16 protein-coding genes and 1 pseudogene are annotated in these 18,616 nt (G+C 33.6%); 9 read left to right on the top strand and 8 right to left on the bottom strand.

Annotated features, from left to right (window positions below; genetic code table 11):
• Window positions 1–61 precede the first annotated feature (61 nt).
• Window positions 62–826 carry an SDR family NAD(P)-dependent oxidoreductase gene (locus ACFSJT_RS00485; protein WP_378318203.1) on the top strand — a complete coding sequence of 255 codons (765 nt, stop codon included), beginning with the start codon at window positions 62–64 and terminating at the stop codon, window positions 824–826.
• A 48-nt stretch (window positions 827–874) separates the two neighbouring features.
• On the opposite strand, the gene ACFSJT_RS00480 is transcribed toward ACFSJT_RS00485, so the two are convergent.
• The 3 genes from ACFSJT_RS00480 to ACFSJT_RS00470 form a co-directional block, all read right to left on the bottom strand.
• Window positions 875–1,939 (bottom strand): Ig-like domain-containing domain, encoded by a 1,065-nt coding sequence (locus tag ACFSJT_RS00480; RefSeq protein WP_378318202.1) that lies wholly within the window; start codon window positions 1,937–1,939, stop codon window positions 875–877.
• 34 nt (window positions 1,940–1,973) lie between these two features.
• Complete coding sequence (locus ACFSJT_RS00475; RefSeq protein WP_378318201.1) at window positions 1,974–3,080, bottom strand: hypothetical protein; 1,107 nt, start codon at window positions 3,078–3,080, stop codon at window positions 1,974–1,976.
• Window positions 3,081–3,292: 212 nt separating this feature from the next.
• Complete coding sequence (locus tag ACFSJT_RS00470) at window positions 3,293–3,502, bottom strand: hypothetical protein (RefSeq protein ID WP_378318200.1); 210 nt, start codon at window positions 3,500–3,502, stop codon at window positions 3,293–3,295.
• Window positions 3,503–3,617: 115 nt separating this feature from the next.
• On the opposite strand from ACFSJT_RS00470, the gene ACFSJT_RS00465 reads away from it, so the two are divergent.
• The 3 genes from ACFSJT_RS00465 (at window position 3,618) to ACFSJT_RS00455 (ending at window position 6,461) form a co-directional block, all read left to right on the top strand.
• On the top strand, window positions 3,618–3,971 hold the full coding sequence (locus ACFSJT_RS00465) for a hypothetical protein (protein ID WP_378318199.1): 354 nt from the start codon (window positions 3,618–3,620) through the stop codon (window positions 3,969–3,971).
• Window positions 3,972–4,463: 492 nt separating this feature from the next.
• Complete coding sequence (locus ACFSJT_RS00460) at window positions 4,464–4,847, top strand: hypothetical protein (RefSeq protein WP_378318198.1); 384 nt, start codon at window positions 4,464–4,466, stop codon at window positions 4,845–4,847.
• Window positions 4,848–4,853: 6 nt separating this feature from the next.
• The gene (locus tag ACFSJT_RS00455) at window positions 4,854–6,461 is read left to right on the top strand and encodes an FAD-linked oxidase (protein WP_378318197.1); all 1,608 of its coding nucleotides are present in this window, start codon (window positions 4,854–4,856) and stop codon (window positions 6,459–6,461) included.
• A 121-nt stretch (window positions 6,462–6,582) separates the two neighbouring features.
• Here ACFSJT_RS00455 and ACFSJT_RS00450 read toward each other — a convergent pair whose 3' ends face one another.
• Entirely contained in the window at window positions 6,583–7,362 is a 780-nt protein-coding gene (locus ACFSJT_RS00450; RefSeq protein ID WP_378318196.1) for an N-acetylmuramoyl-L-alanine amidase, read from the bottom strand.
• A 186-nt stretch (window positions 7,363–7,548) separates the two neighbouring features.
• On the bottom strand, window positions 7,549–7,974 hold the full coding sequence (locus ACFSJT_RS00445) for a DUF4231 domain-containing protein (protein WP_378318195.1): 426 nt from the start codon (window positions 7,972–7,974) through the stop codon (window positions 7,549–7,551).
• Between the two features lie 186 nt (window positions 7,975–8,160).
• Between ACFSJT_RS00445 and ACFSJT_RS00440 the strand changes: the two genes are divergently transcribed.
• Window positions 8,161–8,895 (top strand): toll/interleukin-1 receptor domain-containing protein, encoded by a 735-nt coding sequence (locus ACFSJT_RS00440; protein WP_378318194.1) that lies wholly within the window; start codon window positions 8,161–8,163, stop codon window positions 8,893–8,895.
• Window positions 8,896–8,922: 27 nt separating this feature from the next.
• On the opposite strand, the gene ACFSJT_RS00435 is transcribed toward ACFSJT_RS00440, so the two are convergent.
• Window positions 8,923–9,168 carry a hypothetical protein gene (locus tag ACFSJT_RS00435; RefSeq protein ID WP_378318193.1) on the bottom strand — a complete coding sequence of 82 codons (246 nt, stop codon included), beginning with the start codon at window positions 9,166–9,168 and terminating at the stop codon, window positions 8,923–8,925.
• A gap of 483 nt (window positions 9,169–9,651) precedes the next feature.
• The gene (katG, locus tag ACFSJT_RS00430; RefSeq protein ID WP_378318192.1) at window positions 9,652–11,955 is read right to left on the bottom strand and encodes a catalase/peroxidase HPI; all 2,304 of its coding nucleotides are present in this window, start codon (window positions 11,953–11,955) and stop codon (window positions 9,652–9,654) included.
• Between the two features lie 572 nt (window positions 11,956–12,527).
• Here katG and ACFSJT_RS00425 point away from each other — a divergent pair.
• The 4 genes and pseudogenes from ACFSJT_RS00425 to ACFSJT_RS00410 all read left to right on the top strand — a co-directional run bounded on the left by ACFSJT_RS00425 (window position 12,528) and on the right by ACFSJT_RS00410 (window position 16,890).
• On the top strand, window positions 12,528–12,860 hold the full coding sequence (locus ACFSJT_RS00425; RefSeq protein ID WP_378318191.1) for a protein-L-isoaspartate O-methyltransferase family protein: 333 nt from the start codon (window positions 12,528–12,530) through the stop codon (window positions 12,858–12,860).
• A 104-nt stretch (window positions 12,861–12,964) separates the two neighbouring features.
• Window positions 12,965–13,231, top strand: a pseudogene (locus tag ACFSJT_RS00420) (protein-L-isoaspartate O-methyltransferase family protein).
• 262 nt (window positions 13,232–13,493) lie between these two features.
• Window positions 13,494–14,321 (top strand): universal stress protein, encoded by an 828-nt coding sequence (locus ACFSJT_RS00415; protein ID WP_378318190.1) that lies wholly within the window; start codon window positions 13,494–13,496, stop codon window positions 14,319–14,321.
• A gap of 394 nt (window positions 14,322–14,715) precedes the next feature.
• Entirely contained in the window at window positions 14,716–16,890 is a 2,175-nt protein-coding gene (locus ACFSJT_RS00410; RefSeq protein ID WP_378318189.1) for a S9 family peptidase, read from the top strand.
• 193 nt (window positions 16,891–17,083) lie between these two features.
• Here ACFSJT_RS00410 and rimK read toward each other — a convergent pair whose 3' ends face one another.
• Complete coding sequence (gene rimK / locus ACFSJT_RS00405; protein ID WP_378318188.1) at window positions 17,084–18,460, bottom strand: 30S ribosomal protein S6--L-glutamate ligase; 1,377 nt, start codon at window positions 18,458–18,460, stop codon at window positions 17,084–17,086.
• Window positions 18,461–18,616 lie beyond the last annotated feature (156 nt).

Here is an 18,616-nt window from a genome sequence, read left to right as displayed (position 1 = left end):
TCTAAATGATTAGTTGATATAAAGTATAATTCCTTTATTTTTATCTAGTAAATAATAGATAATGATACAAATCGATCTAAGAGACAAGAAAATACTTGTAACCGGGGCATCAGACGGAATAGGAAAGGCTATAGCAAGTTTTCTAATGAAAATGGGGGCAAGGGTTGCTGCGCATTACAATAAAAATAAGGCTTCTGCTGAAGCTCTCATTGCTACTTTCCCAGAAACACAATCTAAATGTTTTAAAGCAGATTTATCAAAGGAAGAAGAAGTATATGCGTTATTCGAAAATGTTGAAAAGGCCTTTACAGGGATCGACGTGATTATTTTAAATGCAGGAGTATTCTTATCACATTCTACTAATAATGATACCGAAAATTGGTATGCTACCTGGAAAAAGACTATGGATATCAATTTAAATTCAGTTGGATTATTGACCAAACTTGGGATAGATCATTTTATATCAAATAAAGAAGGTAGTTTTATCTACATTGGAAGCAGAGCAGTCTTTAGAGGCGAAACAGAAGAGTACCTTGCCTATGCCGCCTCAAAAGGAGGAATAGTATCTCTGGCACGTAGTGTTGCGCGTTCTTTTGGGAAACATAATATCAAATCTTTTATAGTTTCTCCCGGATTTACACGTACTCAAATGGCAGAACAATTTATAGAGGATCATGGAGAAGCGAAAGTACTTAATGAGATTGCTCTAAATCAACTCACAACACCAGAAGATATCGCACCTTTAATCGGAATGATGTGTAGTGGACTTATGGATCATGCCACTGGTGCTACTATTGACATAAATGCAGGAAGTCATATTCGATGAGACCGGCTTACTTTTAAAGAACCCAATAAAGTTGATATATTATAATTATTATTGTACTTCGAATTCTAAGATCATTTCTTTAGTGTCAGGGCTACCGTGCTGTATATCATTTATGTCGCTATCAAACAATCTGTTGAGATTATTTCCAGCGAGATCTTCCAGGCTAACATCTATAGAAATTTGATAATGACCTTTTTTCCAAGGCTGTAATGGCTTAAAAACCAAAGTTTTTTCATTATTAATTAGCTTTAGATCACCTTTAATTTCTTTTTTTTGAGGGTCTATAATTCTTATACTACTTAGCGTACTACCATAATCCATAGGTTCTTCATTAAAATGAATCATAAGATTTGAGGTTGTACCTGGGGTTGGGATACATATTTTCCAGGAATTGATAGTAGGTTGTTCACGATCTGCGTTTACAATTATAAATCTATGTATGTAATCTTGTTGCATGGCAATGCCTTCATAATCCTTTAAATTCTTGGATATAATCAAAGAGTATTCTTTTCCTTCTTCAAAAACAGCACCCAATTGTTGGTTAGGAATAAGTCCGCGTTTTTGCCTTCCTGGTTCAACCCATACGGTCAAAAGGAGTCCATTATCAGAAATTAAGGCATTGTTTAAAGGAAGTATGACCCTGTCTAATGTATCTCCATTAGTGTCTGTGAACCTAATATTATCGTAAACGCTGGGTTGGTTTATGGGCTTAGAAAATTTGAAATACCATTTCAATAGGTTAGAAGGAAGCTTTTTTATAGAGGGGTATATAGCTTCAACAGAAAGGTACTTATATTTTTTGGGAAGAGTAATTTCAAAATGCTCAATGGTGGAATCATAAACCAATGTATACTTTTGATTCCATCCAAATGGGATAACTGGATTAAAACGAATTGTTTCTTTTTCTTCGACTACATTACCTAAAATAGGAGTGGCAGAAGAAATTTCAACATTTGAAATCTCTCCCCGATATACCAGAGGCTTGCCTGTGGTAATCTCAGACTTTTTAATAAGAAGATAATCTTTGGAGACAATCAACTTTGGAGATGTTTGAGAAAACACCTCCATAGCAAAGAATAGTGGTAGTAATAAAATGTGACTATAATTTCTCACCTTTCAAATTTATAAGAAATGCTATTTTGGTTTATTATTGAAACCACCAGGCACTTCCTTTTTTCAAGGCTAGATTTCCTGAAGATTCTCTTTGAATCATCAAAAAAGTATTATCAAGCTTGTCTAGTTGTTGAACGTTGACATAGGGAAGATTTACATAAGCTACACCTGCTGTAGCACCTTTTTTTGTAATAGGAGTGGTAAGTACATCTTCATATGCTTCAAGGTCTGCAAAGTCCATTTTCATAAGTGGTCTGTTCGTATTTGCGATAAGTAAATAACGATTACCTTCGTTTTCAATTTCTATCATGTCTACAGGAGTATTTCCATTTCCTAATTCTGCAACTGTTCTGCCTTTATGATGCTCTCCGGGTTTTATTTTGTCCATGGGCAAAACTACCAAAGGCGTACAGGTATATCCTGCTACAATGTGTGGATTACCTTTTATGCGGGTAGTCATAAATGTTTTTATAGGTGCATGCGTCTCATATTGACCATGCGCTGCATGATAAATTTCAAGAGAGCCGTAACTTTGCTTATCATTAAAAGGAAAATCTATAGATCTGAATGTAGATGCGAACTCTTTATTGCTTAAACCAGACAATAATACTTTCCCAGAATCATATCTTATATCGGCCACGGCCCACTTCCTAAGTTCTCGACCTCTTTTGTCTTTGGCATCTTTTGCAACCGGATCGTTTATATTGGTTTTACTATAAGAAACATCGGCTAGAGAAATCTGCTTTAGCTTATTGTTATCAACCTGTAATAGTATGGGAGTACCAGCGCCATAATGAACACTAATATAAATGTTATCATTCTCTGGATTTACAGCCATATCTGTTATCTGCACCTGATCAGTTGCGGCACCTAGCATATCTGCAATTAGTTTATCCAAAAAATCGATTTTTACTTTACTGTTGTCAACTTTTTGATGTGCGCTTAGATCTATCGCAATAATTTGTGCAGCCTTACTGTCTCCAATAAACAGAATCCCTTCGGGACCAAATGTCATAGTGTTAATTGAGGTAATTCCCGGATCACCATTTACAAAATTAGCCTTTAAAGAAGAGTCTGCTTTAACGATGCCCATGGTAAAGGAAAGGATTAATGAAAGAACGAGTGTTATTAATGTTTTCATGACTGTTTGATTTATAGAATGATCAATTGGCTTAAAAGTAGCGAAAAAGACTTATGCTCACAGTTAAAAAAATGCCAATACAGTGTATGTTTTCTTAAAGTATTGAGAAGAAAATCAACGTATTATATGAAGATTAATTCTAAAATAGAATAATTTGGTTTTTTTTCAACTTATAGGAGAGAAACCGGTATACGCGGGGGATGAAGAATTTTCTATTTCTCTTTGTAATCGATAATATCCTTTATTTCTACTCCCATATAATCGGCAATTTTCTGTAGTCGTTCAAAGTCTTTTACCAAGTCTTTTTTCTTCACCACATAATCACCTGCCTGTGGACTTACACCCAAAGCCTTGGATATCCCATAAACAGTTTTTGCTCCTTTACTTTTTTTGAGAAGCTTTTTTAGTTTCTTGTTAACCATAATGAAATAAGTAAAAAGGAATCAAATATACAAATAAATTTTTATTAAAAAAATATATGATTATTAAAAATATGTTTGTATATTCGTTGCATACAAATTCAAATCATTCACAACTATGAAACTTTTATTTGCAATTGTAGTATTATGTATTTCTCTTGGTAATGCTACGCCATCAGAATCTCGATACGTTCCGGCTGAAAAAAATGAAAAGACAGACCATAAAAGGGGGGAAGATGATGATGTCTCAAAAAATAAAAATGCACATTCCTTAAAGAAATGGAAGATGACGATTGAGTATAATAATGGTAGTATTGTTTCTAAAACTATTGTTGTTGATAAGGATTCAAAGCGAAGTGCATTAGAAACGGCCTTTGAGGAAGCCGAAAAGCACCTTAGAAATATAAAGAGTGTAAAAAATTATAGTATATCTCCTGTTACTAAATCTTATGTAGTACTAGCTGGAGAATAAGATCTATCAATACCCTGAACTTACCTATATTTTTAAAGAAAGGCCTTTATAGGCCTTTTTTGTTGGAAAATCCTAAAAGTTAAATCATAATCATCTTTGTTTAAAGCTTTCTTCAAAAGCAAAAGTGTTTTCAGTTATAGATTTAAATATTACAATCTTCACTGTACAAGGGAGAAATAACTAAAATTCAAAAGGGTGAAAAACCCTTTTTTTTGGAGGTATATAAAGTTGTTTGATAAATTCCCATTTTTTTTTAAAATAGCAAATATTCTTTTGAAGCCTTTTTTTTCTATTGTTTTGGCTATTAATAATTTATAACTATTAAGATCAAGATATTAATCGGGGAATTTTCAGTCTTATTCTTTAAAATTTTCCCTAAATTTAAATTCCTCAATTGTCATAAGTAATATCCCCCCAGTATATTGATTTCATTTACAGAAAATAATCTATAGATTTTTATGTGTTAACATTTTAATCTTAACCATATGTATTATGACAACATTTATTAAAAACCGATCACATGTTTTATTTATGATAATAGGAGTATTTCTGCTATTCACTTCTTGTTATTCTGTAAGATTAGTAAGTACAAAAGGTGCTCCTATGCCTTGTCAAAGTGGGATTGATGAAAATTGTCCCGAAGATCAAGGTAATTTTTATCGCGATAAAAGGGTAGTGGTTCTTGATACCATTATTAAAGCAAGCATAGCTGTTGATGATATTGGTATTCGAGTTCAAAGATTTGGCTGCGAAACCGGTAAACTATTCTCTGTTGAATACAAAAATACTTTTGGAGGTTCTTTATTATACCTGATCACTTTTGGCAGTAAACGTAAAGTAAAAATCAAATATGTCTGCATGAAACCTGAAAACTAATAAACTATGGCAAATACTATTTCTCATCAAACATCTCAATGGGATACGTTACACAATAATGGTCCTTTTGATTTAAAATTGTTACAGAAAACACGATTAGAAGGGAAGGCTAATATGCCTTCAGAAATTGATAGATATAATGATGCTGCCAATGAGATTCGTCGTCTTTTGAAGGAAGCACTGGATAATGACGAAGGATTTCGGGCGTATGGGGCTCGTTGGTCTATGTCTAACATTGCACATCAAAAAGACAGAATGCATTATAATGTTTTTATGAATCTCGACTTAAAGATTTCATTAAGCGATGTTCATGCCAGATCGGCGTATGATGGTGCTAATCTTTTTTTCTTTCAATGCGGAAATACTATAAAAGAAATTTCACAAACATTAGAAATGCATAAAAAATCATTGAAGACTAGTGGGGCTAGTAATGGACAAACTATAGCGGGTTGCATTTCTACCGGGGTACATGGCTCTGCTCTTGATGTAGGATCTGTACAGGACTACGTAGTTGGACTAAATCTTATCATAGGGCCTAATCCTGATGATGTTGTGTATATAGAAAGACAAAGCGATCCGGCTCTTAATGATGTATTTGCTCAAAAAATAAAATCGAGAATAATTAGGGATGATGATTTATTTAATGCAGCACTAGTTGGTCTGGGATCTTTTGGGTTTATACACGGGGTAGTCATTGAAGCTGAAGATCAATTCTTATTGAAACGATACGTGAAGAAAATTGATAAAAATACTGCTCTAGAACTTGCGCGAACTATGGATTTTGCTAATTCTAGTTTCCGTATTCAAGGAGAGACAGATTCAAACGGAAAGGGATTAAGGCCCTATCACTATAAAGTTTTTATTAATCCGTATACCGATGAAAGTGAATATGTGATAGAAGCAATGTACAAGAAAAAGTATACCGATAATTATCCTGATCCCTTTGCGACGATAGAAAAATCGGTTTACAAAGATTTAATTCATCTATTAATAAAGATCAGCGAACGGTTTCCGAAAAAAATACCTTTTTTTATTAAACGATTAGAAAAACAGATTTTACCAGATGTAAATGAAGAATCTATTGGTACTTTGTATGAAACTTTTTGGGACGCACCTTATCAAGGACCCGCATTTGCCTGTTCGTTTGGAGTAGATGTTAACGATTCTGAAAAAGCCCTTAAAATATTAATTGACCTTACAAAAGATGAAGGACCTATTCCTGGTATTTATGCGATGCGATTTGTAAAAAAATCTGAAGCCACCCTCGCATTTACTAAGTTTCCTATTACCTGTATGATAGAAATTGATGGTGTATTATGGAATAAATCAAGAAAATTAATGAGTTTAAAAGAATTTTCTCGCCGAATGATACAGGTATTACGGGAGAACGATATTCCTTTTACCATTCATTGGGGTAAAAATTCAGATTGGGGTTTTCCAAACCTGGTAGAGGATATGTATGGGGCCAAAGTTTCAGAGTGGAAAAAACAAAGAAATAAACTTTTATCAAAGGAAATGGCAAAAGTATTTTCTAATGACTTTCTAAATACAACAGGCCTGTTAAATACGGTTGATGAAGAGAACCTGGAGGAAGATTTGATTGCATCCTTGTAGTACTTAAAAATATATGATCATATAATATTAAGGGGGAAGAGAAGTAATATAATGGGATCGCTACTTTTTTAATTTGTCAGTTTCCCGGATATTAACAATAAGATACAAGATAAGTTATTCATTATACAACAGAACCATTGATACTTTGTATAATGTTATCCCATTCAAAAGCTTCTCCAATATCCCATTTACCGGATTCTCTGTAGTTTATATGGGATAGGATTCCATTAAAACTTTCTACATCATTTCTACTTAGCGTAGCATACCTTTTGTTGACGGGCAAGAAATTTCTAGGAATATTATATGTATTTGTTAAATACTTCAGTAAAATAGAGAGGCTATGATATTGTTTTTGAGTATATGTAGCAAAATAGTTTTCTTTTCTAAAGGGAGTATCAAGTTTTGTATAAAAATTGGTTTCATTTAGGTTACAGTACACATCAGTATTTGAATATACCGAAACGAGATTACTTCCATTTTTTTTAAGAAAACCAATATTTGAAAGCTCGATACCGATGGTTTGCTTGCTCATCGTGGTATTTCCACCTATTGCACCTCTACCTAGATGGTAGGACCAATATTTTGACGGCCAAAGTTTAAGTATTGTACCATCTCTTGCAATAACAAACGGCACTGAGACATGATTTGATGGCATCGTAAGCTGGGCAATATCACCTTTGAGATAACCAGCGGTAAAATGCAACACAATCTTTGTTTTATTTTCTACTTCTTCATAGTAAAAAGAGTCATCTTGGTTTTGTCGAACACAATCCAAATAATTCATTGTTTCGCCATCTCCTGTGGCAATAGATTGAGGAGAGAGAACGAATTGTTTCCCTTGAGAATCTCTACCTGTTCTATAAAAAGATCTTTCGTGAGATGGTATACCTGATGCTTTCATGGAGTTTTAATTTTTAAATGTTTGAACTCTACCAAAAATTCAATGCCTGATATTACTCTAAATAATGCTTAACGAATACAATGTATAAAGTGGAATATATGTTTGGATACAAAACGTTTAGAATACGATAACATACTAAAAATACTAAAAAAGTAGCGCTTGATCATGGTAAATAAAGGATAAAAATTACTCTTCCTGATTTATAATCTTGCTCCAATCAGAGTTCTCGGTACTGATCAGGTTTTCAATGCGACCTACAAACAAATTGAAGTGTCTCTCTTGATCTTTGTAATGCCCCGATTGAGTGCTGTATAGAAATTTTTCATGTTTCAATGTCTCAGCTGTGGTGCGGTATTTTGACCATTTTTCCTGAAATTTCATGAGCTCTGAAATACCTGTTAAAATAGCAACAAGCATACCAAGGACCCCAATGACATAATCTAGATATTCTGGCCCGGACTTAAGAAAACCAGAAATAAATGGGATAAGAGCAGAAAAAGTTATGATAAGTCCTTTTGTCCATAAATGTAAAGCCTTATTGGTCGCACTTTTACTACCGTACCACTCTATTTGGTCATCGACTCTTTCTTTTATGTATTGATCTTCATTCATTGGTTTGTTATTTATGTTTATCAGAATTCATAAGTTCAAAATAAAATTCTAGCTAAATTTAATAATCTCTAGCGTCAAAGTATAAATTCCACATATTTTTTTCATAAAAGTATAGTATGAGTATGCACATTTTTTAATTATCTCATAAATTTATAGTCTTAAAAGGTTTCGGCCATAAAAACCAATATGAAGCGACACGGAGTTTTTATTAGTTATAGTAAAAAAGATGCGAAATGGTTGGATTACCTTCGAGTACACTTAAGCTATTTAGAGCGTGAATATCAATTTACCATCTGGGAGGATTCAAAAATTGAGGTTGGAGCAGATTGGCGTACTGAAATAAATAAAGAAATAGGTTCTACCAAAGTTGCTATACTAATGGTCAGTGCGAATTTTATTTCTTCAGAATTTATCAATAATGAAGAACTACCTGCACTACTCACTGCTGCAAAAGAAGAGGGAGCTCATATATTTCCTATTATAATAAGCCATTGTATGTTTTCTGATATCGATGCCATATCAAGGTTTCAAACTATAAATCCACCTTCTGAACCATTGATTGTAATGAATGAAGGACAAAGAGATGCACTGTTTTTAAAAGTGACCCAAGAAATCAAACGTGTTTTATCTTCAGATACACCGGCAACAAGTATACTTGGCAATTTATCTTCACTTGAAGAGCTAAAGACTTCCTTTGATCGTGTTACTATAATGACAATCTTTTTTGAAAATTATCATAAAGATGGTCTTTCTATTAAAGAAGTATACAAATTATCAAAAGCGGAAAAAAGAAAAGAAGTGATACGTGTTATTCATGAGTTGGAAGCACTAGAATTGCTTTCTAAAACCAAGATAGAAAACTTATCTTACTATAGATTAACAGTATCAGGATATAACTTTGTAGAAAAAAATAAGCTGTGATTTAGATACTTGGTTGGTTTATCTTTATTACTCCTGTTTTACGTCCTGAGCTAGACGACATAAAGCAAACCAACGCAAATACGAACTCATCTGGTTACCAAAACTTCTCAAACTTTTTCTCTTTTTAGCTGACAATTTTGTCTCTTCGTCATACGATATCGTACTCCATGGGATATCACAGACGGTTTCTAGAAAAAGTCCAATCAAAGATGGATTTACCGCCAATTGACCCTTTAGGGTACTGTGTCGTAAATGTAAATTTGGCTTGAACATGATTTTTAAAATTAATAATACAATTGATTCATAAATAAAACTTAAAATTTAACCGCAAATCTTATGCCACAAACTTAATTTTCATAAAATGATGTTAATATTCAACAATTAAATTGAATAAATATCAAATTAAGGAATGAAAAACAAAAATTTCTTGATCACAATTATATTCAAAACACAATGTAGTAATTGAAGATAATACTTGATGGCTTTTTGTCTACCCTATTACAGGGTATAAAATTTATACGCCTAGATGAGAATAGAACAAAATAGAATGAAGAAATGATTGTACCATGTTTCTAAATTTTATTCTGTGCAAATATACGCCTAATATAGTATAGTTTCACTGTGGTAAAACCGCATATTTTTTATGTAAATTTTACTGGTAAAATAAATAAAATTATCCCTTACTAATGTAAACTACAGATACTAAGTCAATTAAAAAGGGTGAATAATATTAGAAATATTATTCACCCTTTTTAGTTATGCATTCTTTACATCATATCTATCTAACATCATGATTTTATCCCATACTTTTACAAAGTCCTTTATGAATCGATGTAAACCATTATCTGCTGCATAAACCTCTGCAATATTTCTTAGTTGAGCATTAGAGCCAAAAATAAGATCACATCTTGAAGCTTTATATCTAGTCTCACCTGATTTTCTATCGTTTAAGTTAAAAATCATTTCTTTATCATCGACAGGCACCCATTCGTAATCCATACTTGTAAGCACTCTAAAAAAATCATTAGTCAACACTCCTGGTCTATCGGTAAAAACACCTAATTTGGAATGATCATAATTTTGATCCAGAACTCTCAATCCACCAACTAGGACTGTCCACTCTGGTGCTGTTAGGGTTAAAAGTTGTGCGCGATCTAGAAATATATGTTCTGGCGGAATATGAAATCCTACTTGATCATTATGATAATTTCTAAATCCATCAGAAACCGGTTTTAACCAATCAAAACTTTCTGCATCTGTTAATTCTTGAGTTGTGTCCATGCGACCGGTTGTAAATGGCACTTCTATACTAATTCCTGCCGCAGATGCCGATTTTTCTATAGCTGCACAACCTCCTAGTACTATTAAATCAGCTAATGATACTTTCTTGCCATCAGATTGAGAATGATTAAAATCATGAGCGATAGACTCTAGGCTAGCCATTACTTTTTTGAGTTCTTCGGGGCGATTAATTTCCCAATCTTTCATAGGGTTTAATCTCACTCTTGCACCATTAGCTCCACCTCTTTTATCAGAATCTCTATAATTAGAAGCACTGGACCATGCTGCAGAAACTAATGCTGAAATGCTATTACCACTATTCAATATTTTATCCTTTAAGTGTTTTATACCTGAGGAATCTATTACTGGATGATTTCTTTTAGGAATAGGGTCTTGCCAAATTAAATCCTCTTTAGGAATTTCAGGGCCAAAATATCGATCTTTTGGTCCCATGTCTCTATGAGTTAATTTAAACCATGCTCTGGCAAAAGCATCACTAAAATAGTCGAAATCATCCAGAAACTTTCTGCATATTTTGTTATATACTGGATCATCTTTGAGCGCCAGATCTGAAGTCATCATCATCAATTCATTCATTTTTCCCTCCTCATGTGCATCAGGAGTCTTTGGAGCATTAGGATCCACCGGTTTATATTGAACCGCTCCGGCAGGACTCTTTGTTTGTTCCCATTCATATTTGAATAGATTCTCCAAATAACTATTATCCCATTGCGTTGGGTTGGGAGTCCAAGATCCTTCTATTCCATTAGTCATCGTATACTTACCAAATCCAGTACCTTTTGGATTTTGCCATCCCATACCCATAGCCTGTATAGGGGCTCCTTCTGGTGCCGGACCTATTTCTTCTGCAGATACCATACCATGACTTTTTCCGAAGGCATGTCCACCAGCTATTAAGGCTACAGTTTCTTCATCATTCATCGCCATTCTGGCAAAAGTCTCTCTTATATCCCGTGCTGAATCTAAAGGATTACCATTTCCATTTGGTCCTTCGGGATCAACATAAATTAAAGCTTGATTGGTGGCAGCAAGTGGATTTTCTAAGTCGTAATATTGATCTTTTGGTTCTCCTATCCATCTTATATTTCTGGTAACCATTTCTCCGGGATGTCCGTTGTGATCATGTTTGCTAGTTTCATATACGGTTTTGCCATTCCAAAATTCAGTTCCCCAATAGGTGCCACGATCAGGTTCCCAAGCATCTCTTCTACCTGCACCAAAACCGAAAGTTTTGAATCCCATAATTTCCAACGCACAATTACCTGTAAGCACTATTAAATCTGCCCAAGAAATAGCTTCTCCATATTTCTGTTTTATAGGCCATATTAATCTACGGGACTTATCAATATTTCCATTGTCCCACCAAGAATTAATGGGTGCAAAACGCTGCATCGCTTGTCCTGCACCACCTCTGCCATCAGCTATTCTATAGGTTCCTGCAGAGTGCCAAGCCATTCTTATCATTTGTGGGCCATAATTGCCATAATCTGCAGGCCACCAGTCCTTAGAATCTGTTAAAAGCCTTTTTATATCCTTTTTTAATTCTTCATAATCAATTTTTTCAAACGCTTCTTTGTAATCAAGATCTGACAATGGATTTGCTTGTGGAGGATCCTGATGAAGCAATTCAACTTTTAAGCGATTGGGCCACCAATCGTCTATTTGCGGTTGCTTACCCAATGCTCCACCAATTCTAGTTCCTCTGAAGGGGCATTTACCTAAACTTTCAGGATTTTCAATATTTAATAATTCTTTCATTAGGATGGATTTTATAGTTAAAGTGTATCGCCTCTATCAAATACGAAACATCTTATTAAATTAATTTAGTTTGCTTAAAATTATTCTATAAACTACAGAAGACATGACAATCAATCAATATTTTCAAATCGATGGTATAACAAGATTTTTTTAAGAAGAAAAATCACTAAATCTTGCGCCACTACAATCAATTAAACTACTTAATATTATAAAGTATCTAGTCTTCTATTCGTGATTCAAGTTATATAAAATGGACTGGTTAAATCTTAATTTTTAGCTAAAAATTGATCTCGATCCAGACTTTTTTTTCATTTTTTTAACTTTAAAGATGACTATGAACAATCAAATAATTATCCAAAGGATAATTATTAAATTCGAGTAAATATTGATTCATTTTCTGTGCATGGAAATACTTGCCATACTATCTAAATCTATCAAAAATTGGATTACCAAGGTCTAAGTTATTAATTTTGCCTTTTATAAGTCTTAAGTTCTCTAAACCAACAATATTCTTCAAAACTTTTAAAGTATCTTTATAAACATAGAAGTATTAATGAGCAACAGCACACAATATGTTAAAGATATGCTTCATAACAGGCCTGCTTTTCAATATATCTTTCGGATACGCGCAGATAAAACATGATATTGAGCGCAAAGTCATGGTGAGCAACCAACTCGTACCAAGAGGTATTAAAGACCCAGCTACTTTAAAAGCGATGCAAAATGTTACTAGAGAACAATTTGTTCCTGAAAAAATGAAACCATATGCCTATAGCGACAGTCCTTTATCTATTGGTTATGGACAAACAATCTCGCAACCATATATTGTAGCTTTTATGACTCAAATAGTAGAGTTAAATTCTGAGGACAAAGTTTTAGAGATCGGTACAGGTTCTGGATATTAAGCAGCCGTACTGGGAGAGATTGTTAAATCTGTATACACTATAGAAATTGTAAATGAATTAGGTGCGTTAGCTAAAAAACACTTGAAACATTAGGCTATGATAATATGACAACAAGAATAGGTGATGGATACAATGGTTGGGAGGAAAAAGCTCCTTTTGATGCTATTATAGTTACCGCAGGAATTAAAACTTTACCATAACCTTTATTAGATCAACTAGCGGAGGGTGGACGTATGATTATACCTATAGGCCCTTCGAATCAAAGAAATTTATTTTTAGCGACTAAGAAAAAGGGTAAAATAAAGACTAAGAAAGTTTTGCCAGTAAGGTTTGTGCCTTTTGTGCGAGTAAAAGATGAGAATGAAAAGTGATTAAGTAACTTTTAAGTTTCTTAATTAAAGAATTTCCTTCTAACCAAGATATGACTCCCGCCAAAAAAGTAATCAGACATTGTTAAAAATTATTCCTTGCAAATTTATTATTACGTTCAATAACTGCAGCATTTAAAATGTTGTAATATTATTAACCAAAAGTTAAACTACTGCATATTAATAGTAATTGTATTATATTTATAGAGTAAGTATATGAATCTGTATTCATTTATCTTCGAATCTCACTCAAAATTAAACTACGATGCATACTCGAAATCAAGATTATAAATATCGTTTATTAGTGTTGTCAGATCTATCAAAATCCTCAGAAACGGCACTTAAAAATGCCGTACAATTAGCGAAGGTCATTAGGGGTAGAGTAGAAGTTTTGTGTGTGAAATCCCCGGCTGACATAGCAGATTATGAAAATCAATTTTCTGCTATGCGGGCGATCCAAGAGGATTCTCGTGAGGTACAGACCAAATTAAAAAATGTAGTACGTAAGACAGAGAAAGAAGAAGGTATTACCATTCCGTTTCAAATTTCTTATGGAAATATAAAACAAACCATAAAAGAAAAAATTGATGAATTACAACCAGATCTGGTTTTGTTGGGAAAACGAAAATCAAAACTGCTTAACTTTTCAGGTCATGGAATCACAAAGTTCGTACTTACAAAATGTGCAGCCAATGTTCTGATTTCTGGAGAGGACCACGTATTTCATTCTTATACTGATATTTCTTTAGGTATTTTTGGTGATACGCTACACAGCGAGGGATTAGAGATTATCAATGATTTAAAACTTCGGGGAAATAATCCTTTAAAATTCTTTAGTATTCGTAATCGTAAAAAATTAGAGCCAAGTGAAGCTATAGATTATGATGGTAAAAGTGCAATTTCCTATGTGTTTTCTGAAGGGGTTAATGCACTTGACGGTTTAGCTTCTTATGTTTCAAAGACGAATATTGAACTGTTATGTATTCCCAGAAGGCGTAAAACTAGTCGTTCAACCTTTCAGTTACCTAGTATAGGTGTTCCTATCGATAGAGTTGTACAGAAGCTTAATGTTGCTATATTAGTTTTACGATAATTCACACTAAATTTCCATCGGGTATTATTGCTCTTTTTAGAATTAGTTAACTTTTAGCTTATCAAAAAGAGTTAGCAAAGATATTATCTAAACTTATTTTGTATATTCCCAATAAACGACTTTTAAGAGCTGATCAAGTTGTTATTTAGGATTATGGTTCGGAGATTCTATTCTATTTGTTAGATACCAGTTTATAAAATAAATCTTTCTTGTCTTTTCAAAACATCAATAATAATATAACGTATTGTCCTCGTATTTATAAGATTAGTTTTAAAGGAATAATCAAAATAAATTTTCTCAATTAAAGTCCATTGTTACTATTTTTACTTGTTTAAAAAAGTTAAATTGCAATAATAATTGTAAAAGACTTGTTAAAAATTAATCCAATTTTTTTATGAAAACCAAATTCATCTATTCACTAGTCATTTTTGCCATGCTTTTTATAGCATGTAAGAAGGAGAAGACAACAGTTGAACGAATACATCAATCTATTGAAGCTCCTATTGCCAAGAAAGTAGCCAAAGAACTAAGGGCTCATGGCGACACACGTATAGACAATTACTTTTGGATGCGTTTGAGTGATAAACAAAAAAATGCAGAAACACCAGATGCTCAAACTCAGGATGTATTGGACTATCTTAATGCAGAGAATGAGTACCAAAAAGCTGCTATGAAACATACAGAACAGTTGCAGGAAAAATTATATGATGAAATTGTAGGTCGTATTAAAAAAGACGATTCTTCGGTGCCATACAATGACAATGGGTATTCGTATTATACACGATATGAAAAAGGGATGGACTACGCATTATATTGTCGCAAGAAACTAGAAGATAATGCAGAAGAAGAAATTATGCTTAATGGACCTAAAATGGCAGAAGGTCTTTCTTATTTTGGAATAGGCGGCAGATCTGTAAGCCCTAATAATGAATTACTTGCGTACGGTATCGATACTGTTTCAAGACGTCGTTATACTATTTATTTTAAAAATCTTAAAACCGGAGAACTACTTTCTGATAAGCTCGAAAACACTAACGGTAGTGCTGCTTGGGCGAATGATAATAAAACTGTGTTTTATACGTCAAAAGATTCCGTTACATTAAGAGCCAATAAGATTTATAAACATGTTTTGGGTACAGATCAGTCCCAAGATGAACTGGTATTTAATGAAGAAAATGATACATTTAGCACTTTTGTCTATAGGTCTAGATCAGATAAGTTTATCATCATTGGTAGTTATCAAACCCTATCAACAGAATATCGCTTTTTAAGTGCCGACACGCCCAATGGAGAATGGAAGATTATCCAACCTAGAGAGCGTGATCTAGAGTATGGAATAGCTCATTTTGGAGATCATTTCTACATACGTACAAATATGGATGCAACTAATTTTAAATTAGTAAAAACTCCAATAAGTGCTACTACCAAAGAAAATTGGGAAGATGTTATACCACATAGAGAGGATATTTTATTAGAAGATTTTACTGTTTTTAAAAATCATCTTGTTTTAGGTGAGAGAAAAGAAGGTTTAAGTACTATTAGAGTGATGAAATGGAACGGTGATAATGATCATTACATTCAATTTGATGACCCTGCATACCTAGCCTATACTGCAACTAATCCTGATTTTGACACTAATGTTTTACGTTATTCATACACTTCGTTAACAACTCCTTCTAGCACTATTGATTATAATATGGAAACAAAGGAGCAAACAGTTTTAAAAGAACAAGAAGTGTTGGATCCCAATTTTTCTAAAGATAATTATATCTCTGAGAGATTGTATGCCACCGCAAAAGATGGAGTAAAGATTCCTATTTCGTTAGTATACAAAAAGGGAACCAAAAAATCAGCTGACACCCCGTTACTATTGTATTCTTATGGGTCATACGGTAATAGTACAGAACCGTATTTTAGCTCTACAAGATTAAGTTTATTAGATCGAGGCTTTATTTATGCAATTGCGCACATCAGAGGTGGACAAGAAATGGGCAGGCATTGGTATGAAGATGGAAAATTACTAAAAAAGAAAAACACGTTCACGGATTTTATTGATTGTGGTGAATATTTGGTCAATAAAGGTTTTACCAGTCCAGAGCATACGTATGCTATGGGTGGTAGCGCAGGCGGTTTATTAATGGGAGCTGTATTGAATATGAAACCAGAATTATGGAATGGAGTAGTGGCAGCAGTACCTTTTGTAGATGTTGTTTCTACAATGATGGATGAAACCATACCATTAACAACATTTGAATTTGATGAATGGGGGAATCCTAAAAATAAAGAATACTACGATTATATGAAGTCATATTCACCGTATGATAATGTCGAGGCAAAAGAATATTCTAATATTCTGATCACTACAGGGTACTGGGATAGCCAAGTACAATATTGGGAACCTGCCAAATGGATTGCAAAACTTCGGGATTTAAAAACAGATGATAACTTGTTGATCATGGATTGCGACATGGAAACAGGACATGGCGGTGCTTCTGGTCGTTTTGCGCGTTATAAGCGAACAGCATTATCTTATGCCTTTATGCTGGATCTTGAAGGTATCAAAGAATAAATTCATGCTTTTAAAGAAAAAATCTCTGGCTTACTCAGAGATTTTTTCTTATTAACACTGCCTGGTTTCTTTCAATTAGAAAAGTATGTATTGACAAGAGTTTACGATCCATTATAATATAAATTAAAGGTACCTGCGATAATAAACAATTGCGTATTCTTAATTTTGAAATGAAATTCGTAAATGGAAACCATCATCTTTTAAACTTTAATCTCTTTTCAATAGCCTCTATCATAATATTAGCAATATCAAGTCCTGTTGCATTTTCGATACCTTCTAACCCAGGAGAAGAATTAACCTCTAGTAGAAGTGGTCCTTTATTAGAACGTATAATATCTACTCCGGCGACAGGTAGGTTTAATATTTTTGCAGCTTTTAGGGCAAGTTTACGCTCCTGAGAAGTAATCTTGATTTTTGAAGCCGATCCTCCTTGATGGATATTCGCCCTAAATTCGCCTTTTGCGGCCTGCCTTTGCATCGAAGCTACTACTTTCCCGTTAACCACAAAACATCTAATATCCTGTCCGTTAGCTTCTTTAATAAATTCTTGAACTAATATGTTGGTCTGTACACTTTTAAAAGCATTAATTACACTTTCTGCTGCTTTGTTGGTTTCTGCCAGTACAACTCCTTTACCCTGCGTACTTTCTAAAAGCTTAATAATCAAAGGAGCACCATTCACTAATTTGATTAAATCTTTGGTGTCCAAAGGAGATTTTGCAAATCCTGTAATAGGAATATGAATATCATGCTTGGCAAATAGCTGTGTTGCGAATAACTTATCTCTCGACTGGCTAATCGCTTCTGCAGAATTTAAACAATAAGCACCCATAGAATCAAACTGGCGAATAAGTGCACAAGCATAAAAGGTGACCGATGGTTTTATTCTCGGAATAATAGCATCAAACGCATCAATAATATTGCCTCCTCTGTATCGAATCTCAGGTTCAATTGCATCCAATTTCATATAGGATTGCTCTACGTTAAGAAAAACCATTTCATGACCTCTGGCAATCCCAGCTTCAACAATACGTTTATTGCTATACAATTCTGGGTTACTGGCCAATAGGGCAATCTTTAATCCCGATTTCTCTTTGACAAATGGCGCATATTTTTCTGCTATTTGTTGGGTTGTGAAATCTCTTTCGAGGTAAGTAGCCGATGGATTTACCATATAGCGATCCAGCAAAGCTTCTCTGCCCAAAAGCATTCTAAATTCCATAGCATCCCGATTCGCAAGAGTCAGTTCAATTTCAAAAGTAGTATTACCAATAGTGACCGGTGTTTTAATTACAATTCGTTGTTCAGATATACCTGACGAGCTTTTTACGATGCGTTTGTCATGAATTTTAGATTCACACGTAATCATAATACTACGATTATCTTGAATAGGATTAACCTCAAAACGTACCCATTCGGCAGTCCCTTTAAGGAAAATTTTGATATTATTTGCTTGTATTGAAGAGGTTTTTGCGCCCGAATCAATTCGTGCCTTTATTGCCGGTATGCCAAATTCTTCAAAAACACACCACTCTTCACTTCCTATTATTTTTATATCTTTTTCTTTCAAGGTTTTTTTTGTATTTATGTAAACTCCAAGATAGTATAGCAATATCTTGATTAAGTTTTTATTACTAATTCAGGCCAAGTTACATTTTGAGATTCAAACATGTGTTGATTATTCAAAGTTTATTTTAAATTTTTTTTCTATCCAATTTTGAACGTC

It is taken from the genome of Aquimarina celericrescens (genome assembly GCF_042682765.1).
Lineage (GTDB): Bacteria > Bacteroidota > Bacteroidia > Flavobacteriales > Flavobacteriaceae > Aquimarina > Aquimarina celericrescens.
The sequence above is the reverse complement of the archived record's forward strand: the minus strand, read 5'-3'. Positions and strand labels throughout refer to the sequence as shown.

Bases quoted from the DNA above. Each gene is read 5' to 3' on its own strand.
- ACFSJT_RS00485 (WP_378318203.1), top strand. From the start codon at position 62: ATGATACAAATCGATCTAAGAGACAAGAAAATACTTGTAACCGGGGCA.
- ACFSJT_RS00475 (WP_378318201.1), bottom strand. From the start codon at position 3,080: ATGAAAACATTAATAACACTCGTTCTTTCATTAATCCTTTCCTTTACC.
- ACFSJT_RS00470 (WP_378318200.1), bottom strand. From the start codon at position 3,502: ATGGTTAACAAGAAACTAAAAAAGCTTCTCAAAAAAAGTAAAGGAGCA.
- ACFSJT_RS00465 (WP_378318199.1), top strand. From the start codon at position 3,618: ATGAAACTTTTATTTGCAATTGTAGTATTATGTATTTCTCTTGGTAAT.
- ACFSJT_RS00460 (WP_378318198.1), top strand. From the start codon at position 4,464: ATGACAACATTTATTAAAAACCGATCACATGTTTTATTTATGATAATA.
- ACFSJT_RS00455 (WP_378318197.1), top strand. From the start codon at position 4,854: ATGGCAAATACTATTTCTCATCAAACATCTCAATGGGATACGTTACAC.
- ACFSJT_RS00450 (WP_378318196.1), bottom strand. From the start codon at position 7,362: ATGAAAGCATCAGGTATACCATCTCACGAAAGATCTTTTTATAGAACA.
- ACFSJT_RS00445 (WP_378318195.1), bottom strand. From the start codon at position 7,974: ATGAATGAAGATCAATACATAAAAGAAAGAGTCGATGACCAAATAGAG.
- ACFSJT_RS00440 (WP_378318194.1), top strand. From the start codon at position 8,161: ATGAAGCGACACGGAGTTTTTATTAGTTATAGTAAAAAAGATGCGAAA.
- ACFSJT_RS00435 (WP_378318193.1), bottom strand. From the start codon at position 9,168: ATGTTCAAGCCAAATTTACATTTACGACACAGTACCCTAAAGGGTCAA.
- katG (WP_378318192.1), bottom strand. From the start codon at position 11,955: ATGAAAGAATTATTAAATATTGAAAATCCTGAAAGTTTAGGTAAATGC.
- ACFSJT_RS00425 (WP_378318191.1), top strand. From the start codon at position 12,528: ATGTTAAAGATATGCTTCATAACAGGCCTGCTTTTCAATATATCTTTC.
- ACFSJT_RS00415 (WP_378318190.1), top strand. From the start codon at position 13,494: ATGCATACTCGAAATCAAGATTATAAATATCGTTTATTAGTGTTGTCA.
- ACFSJT_RS00410 (WP_378318189.1), top strand. From the start codon at position 14,716: ATGAAAACCAAATTCATCTATTCACTAGTCATTTTTGCCATGCTTTTT.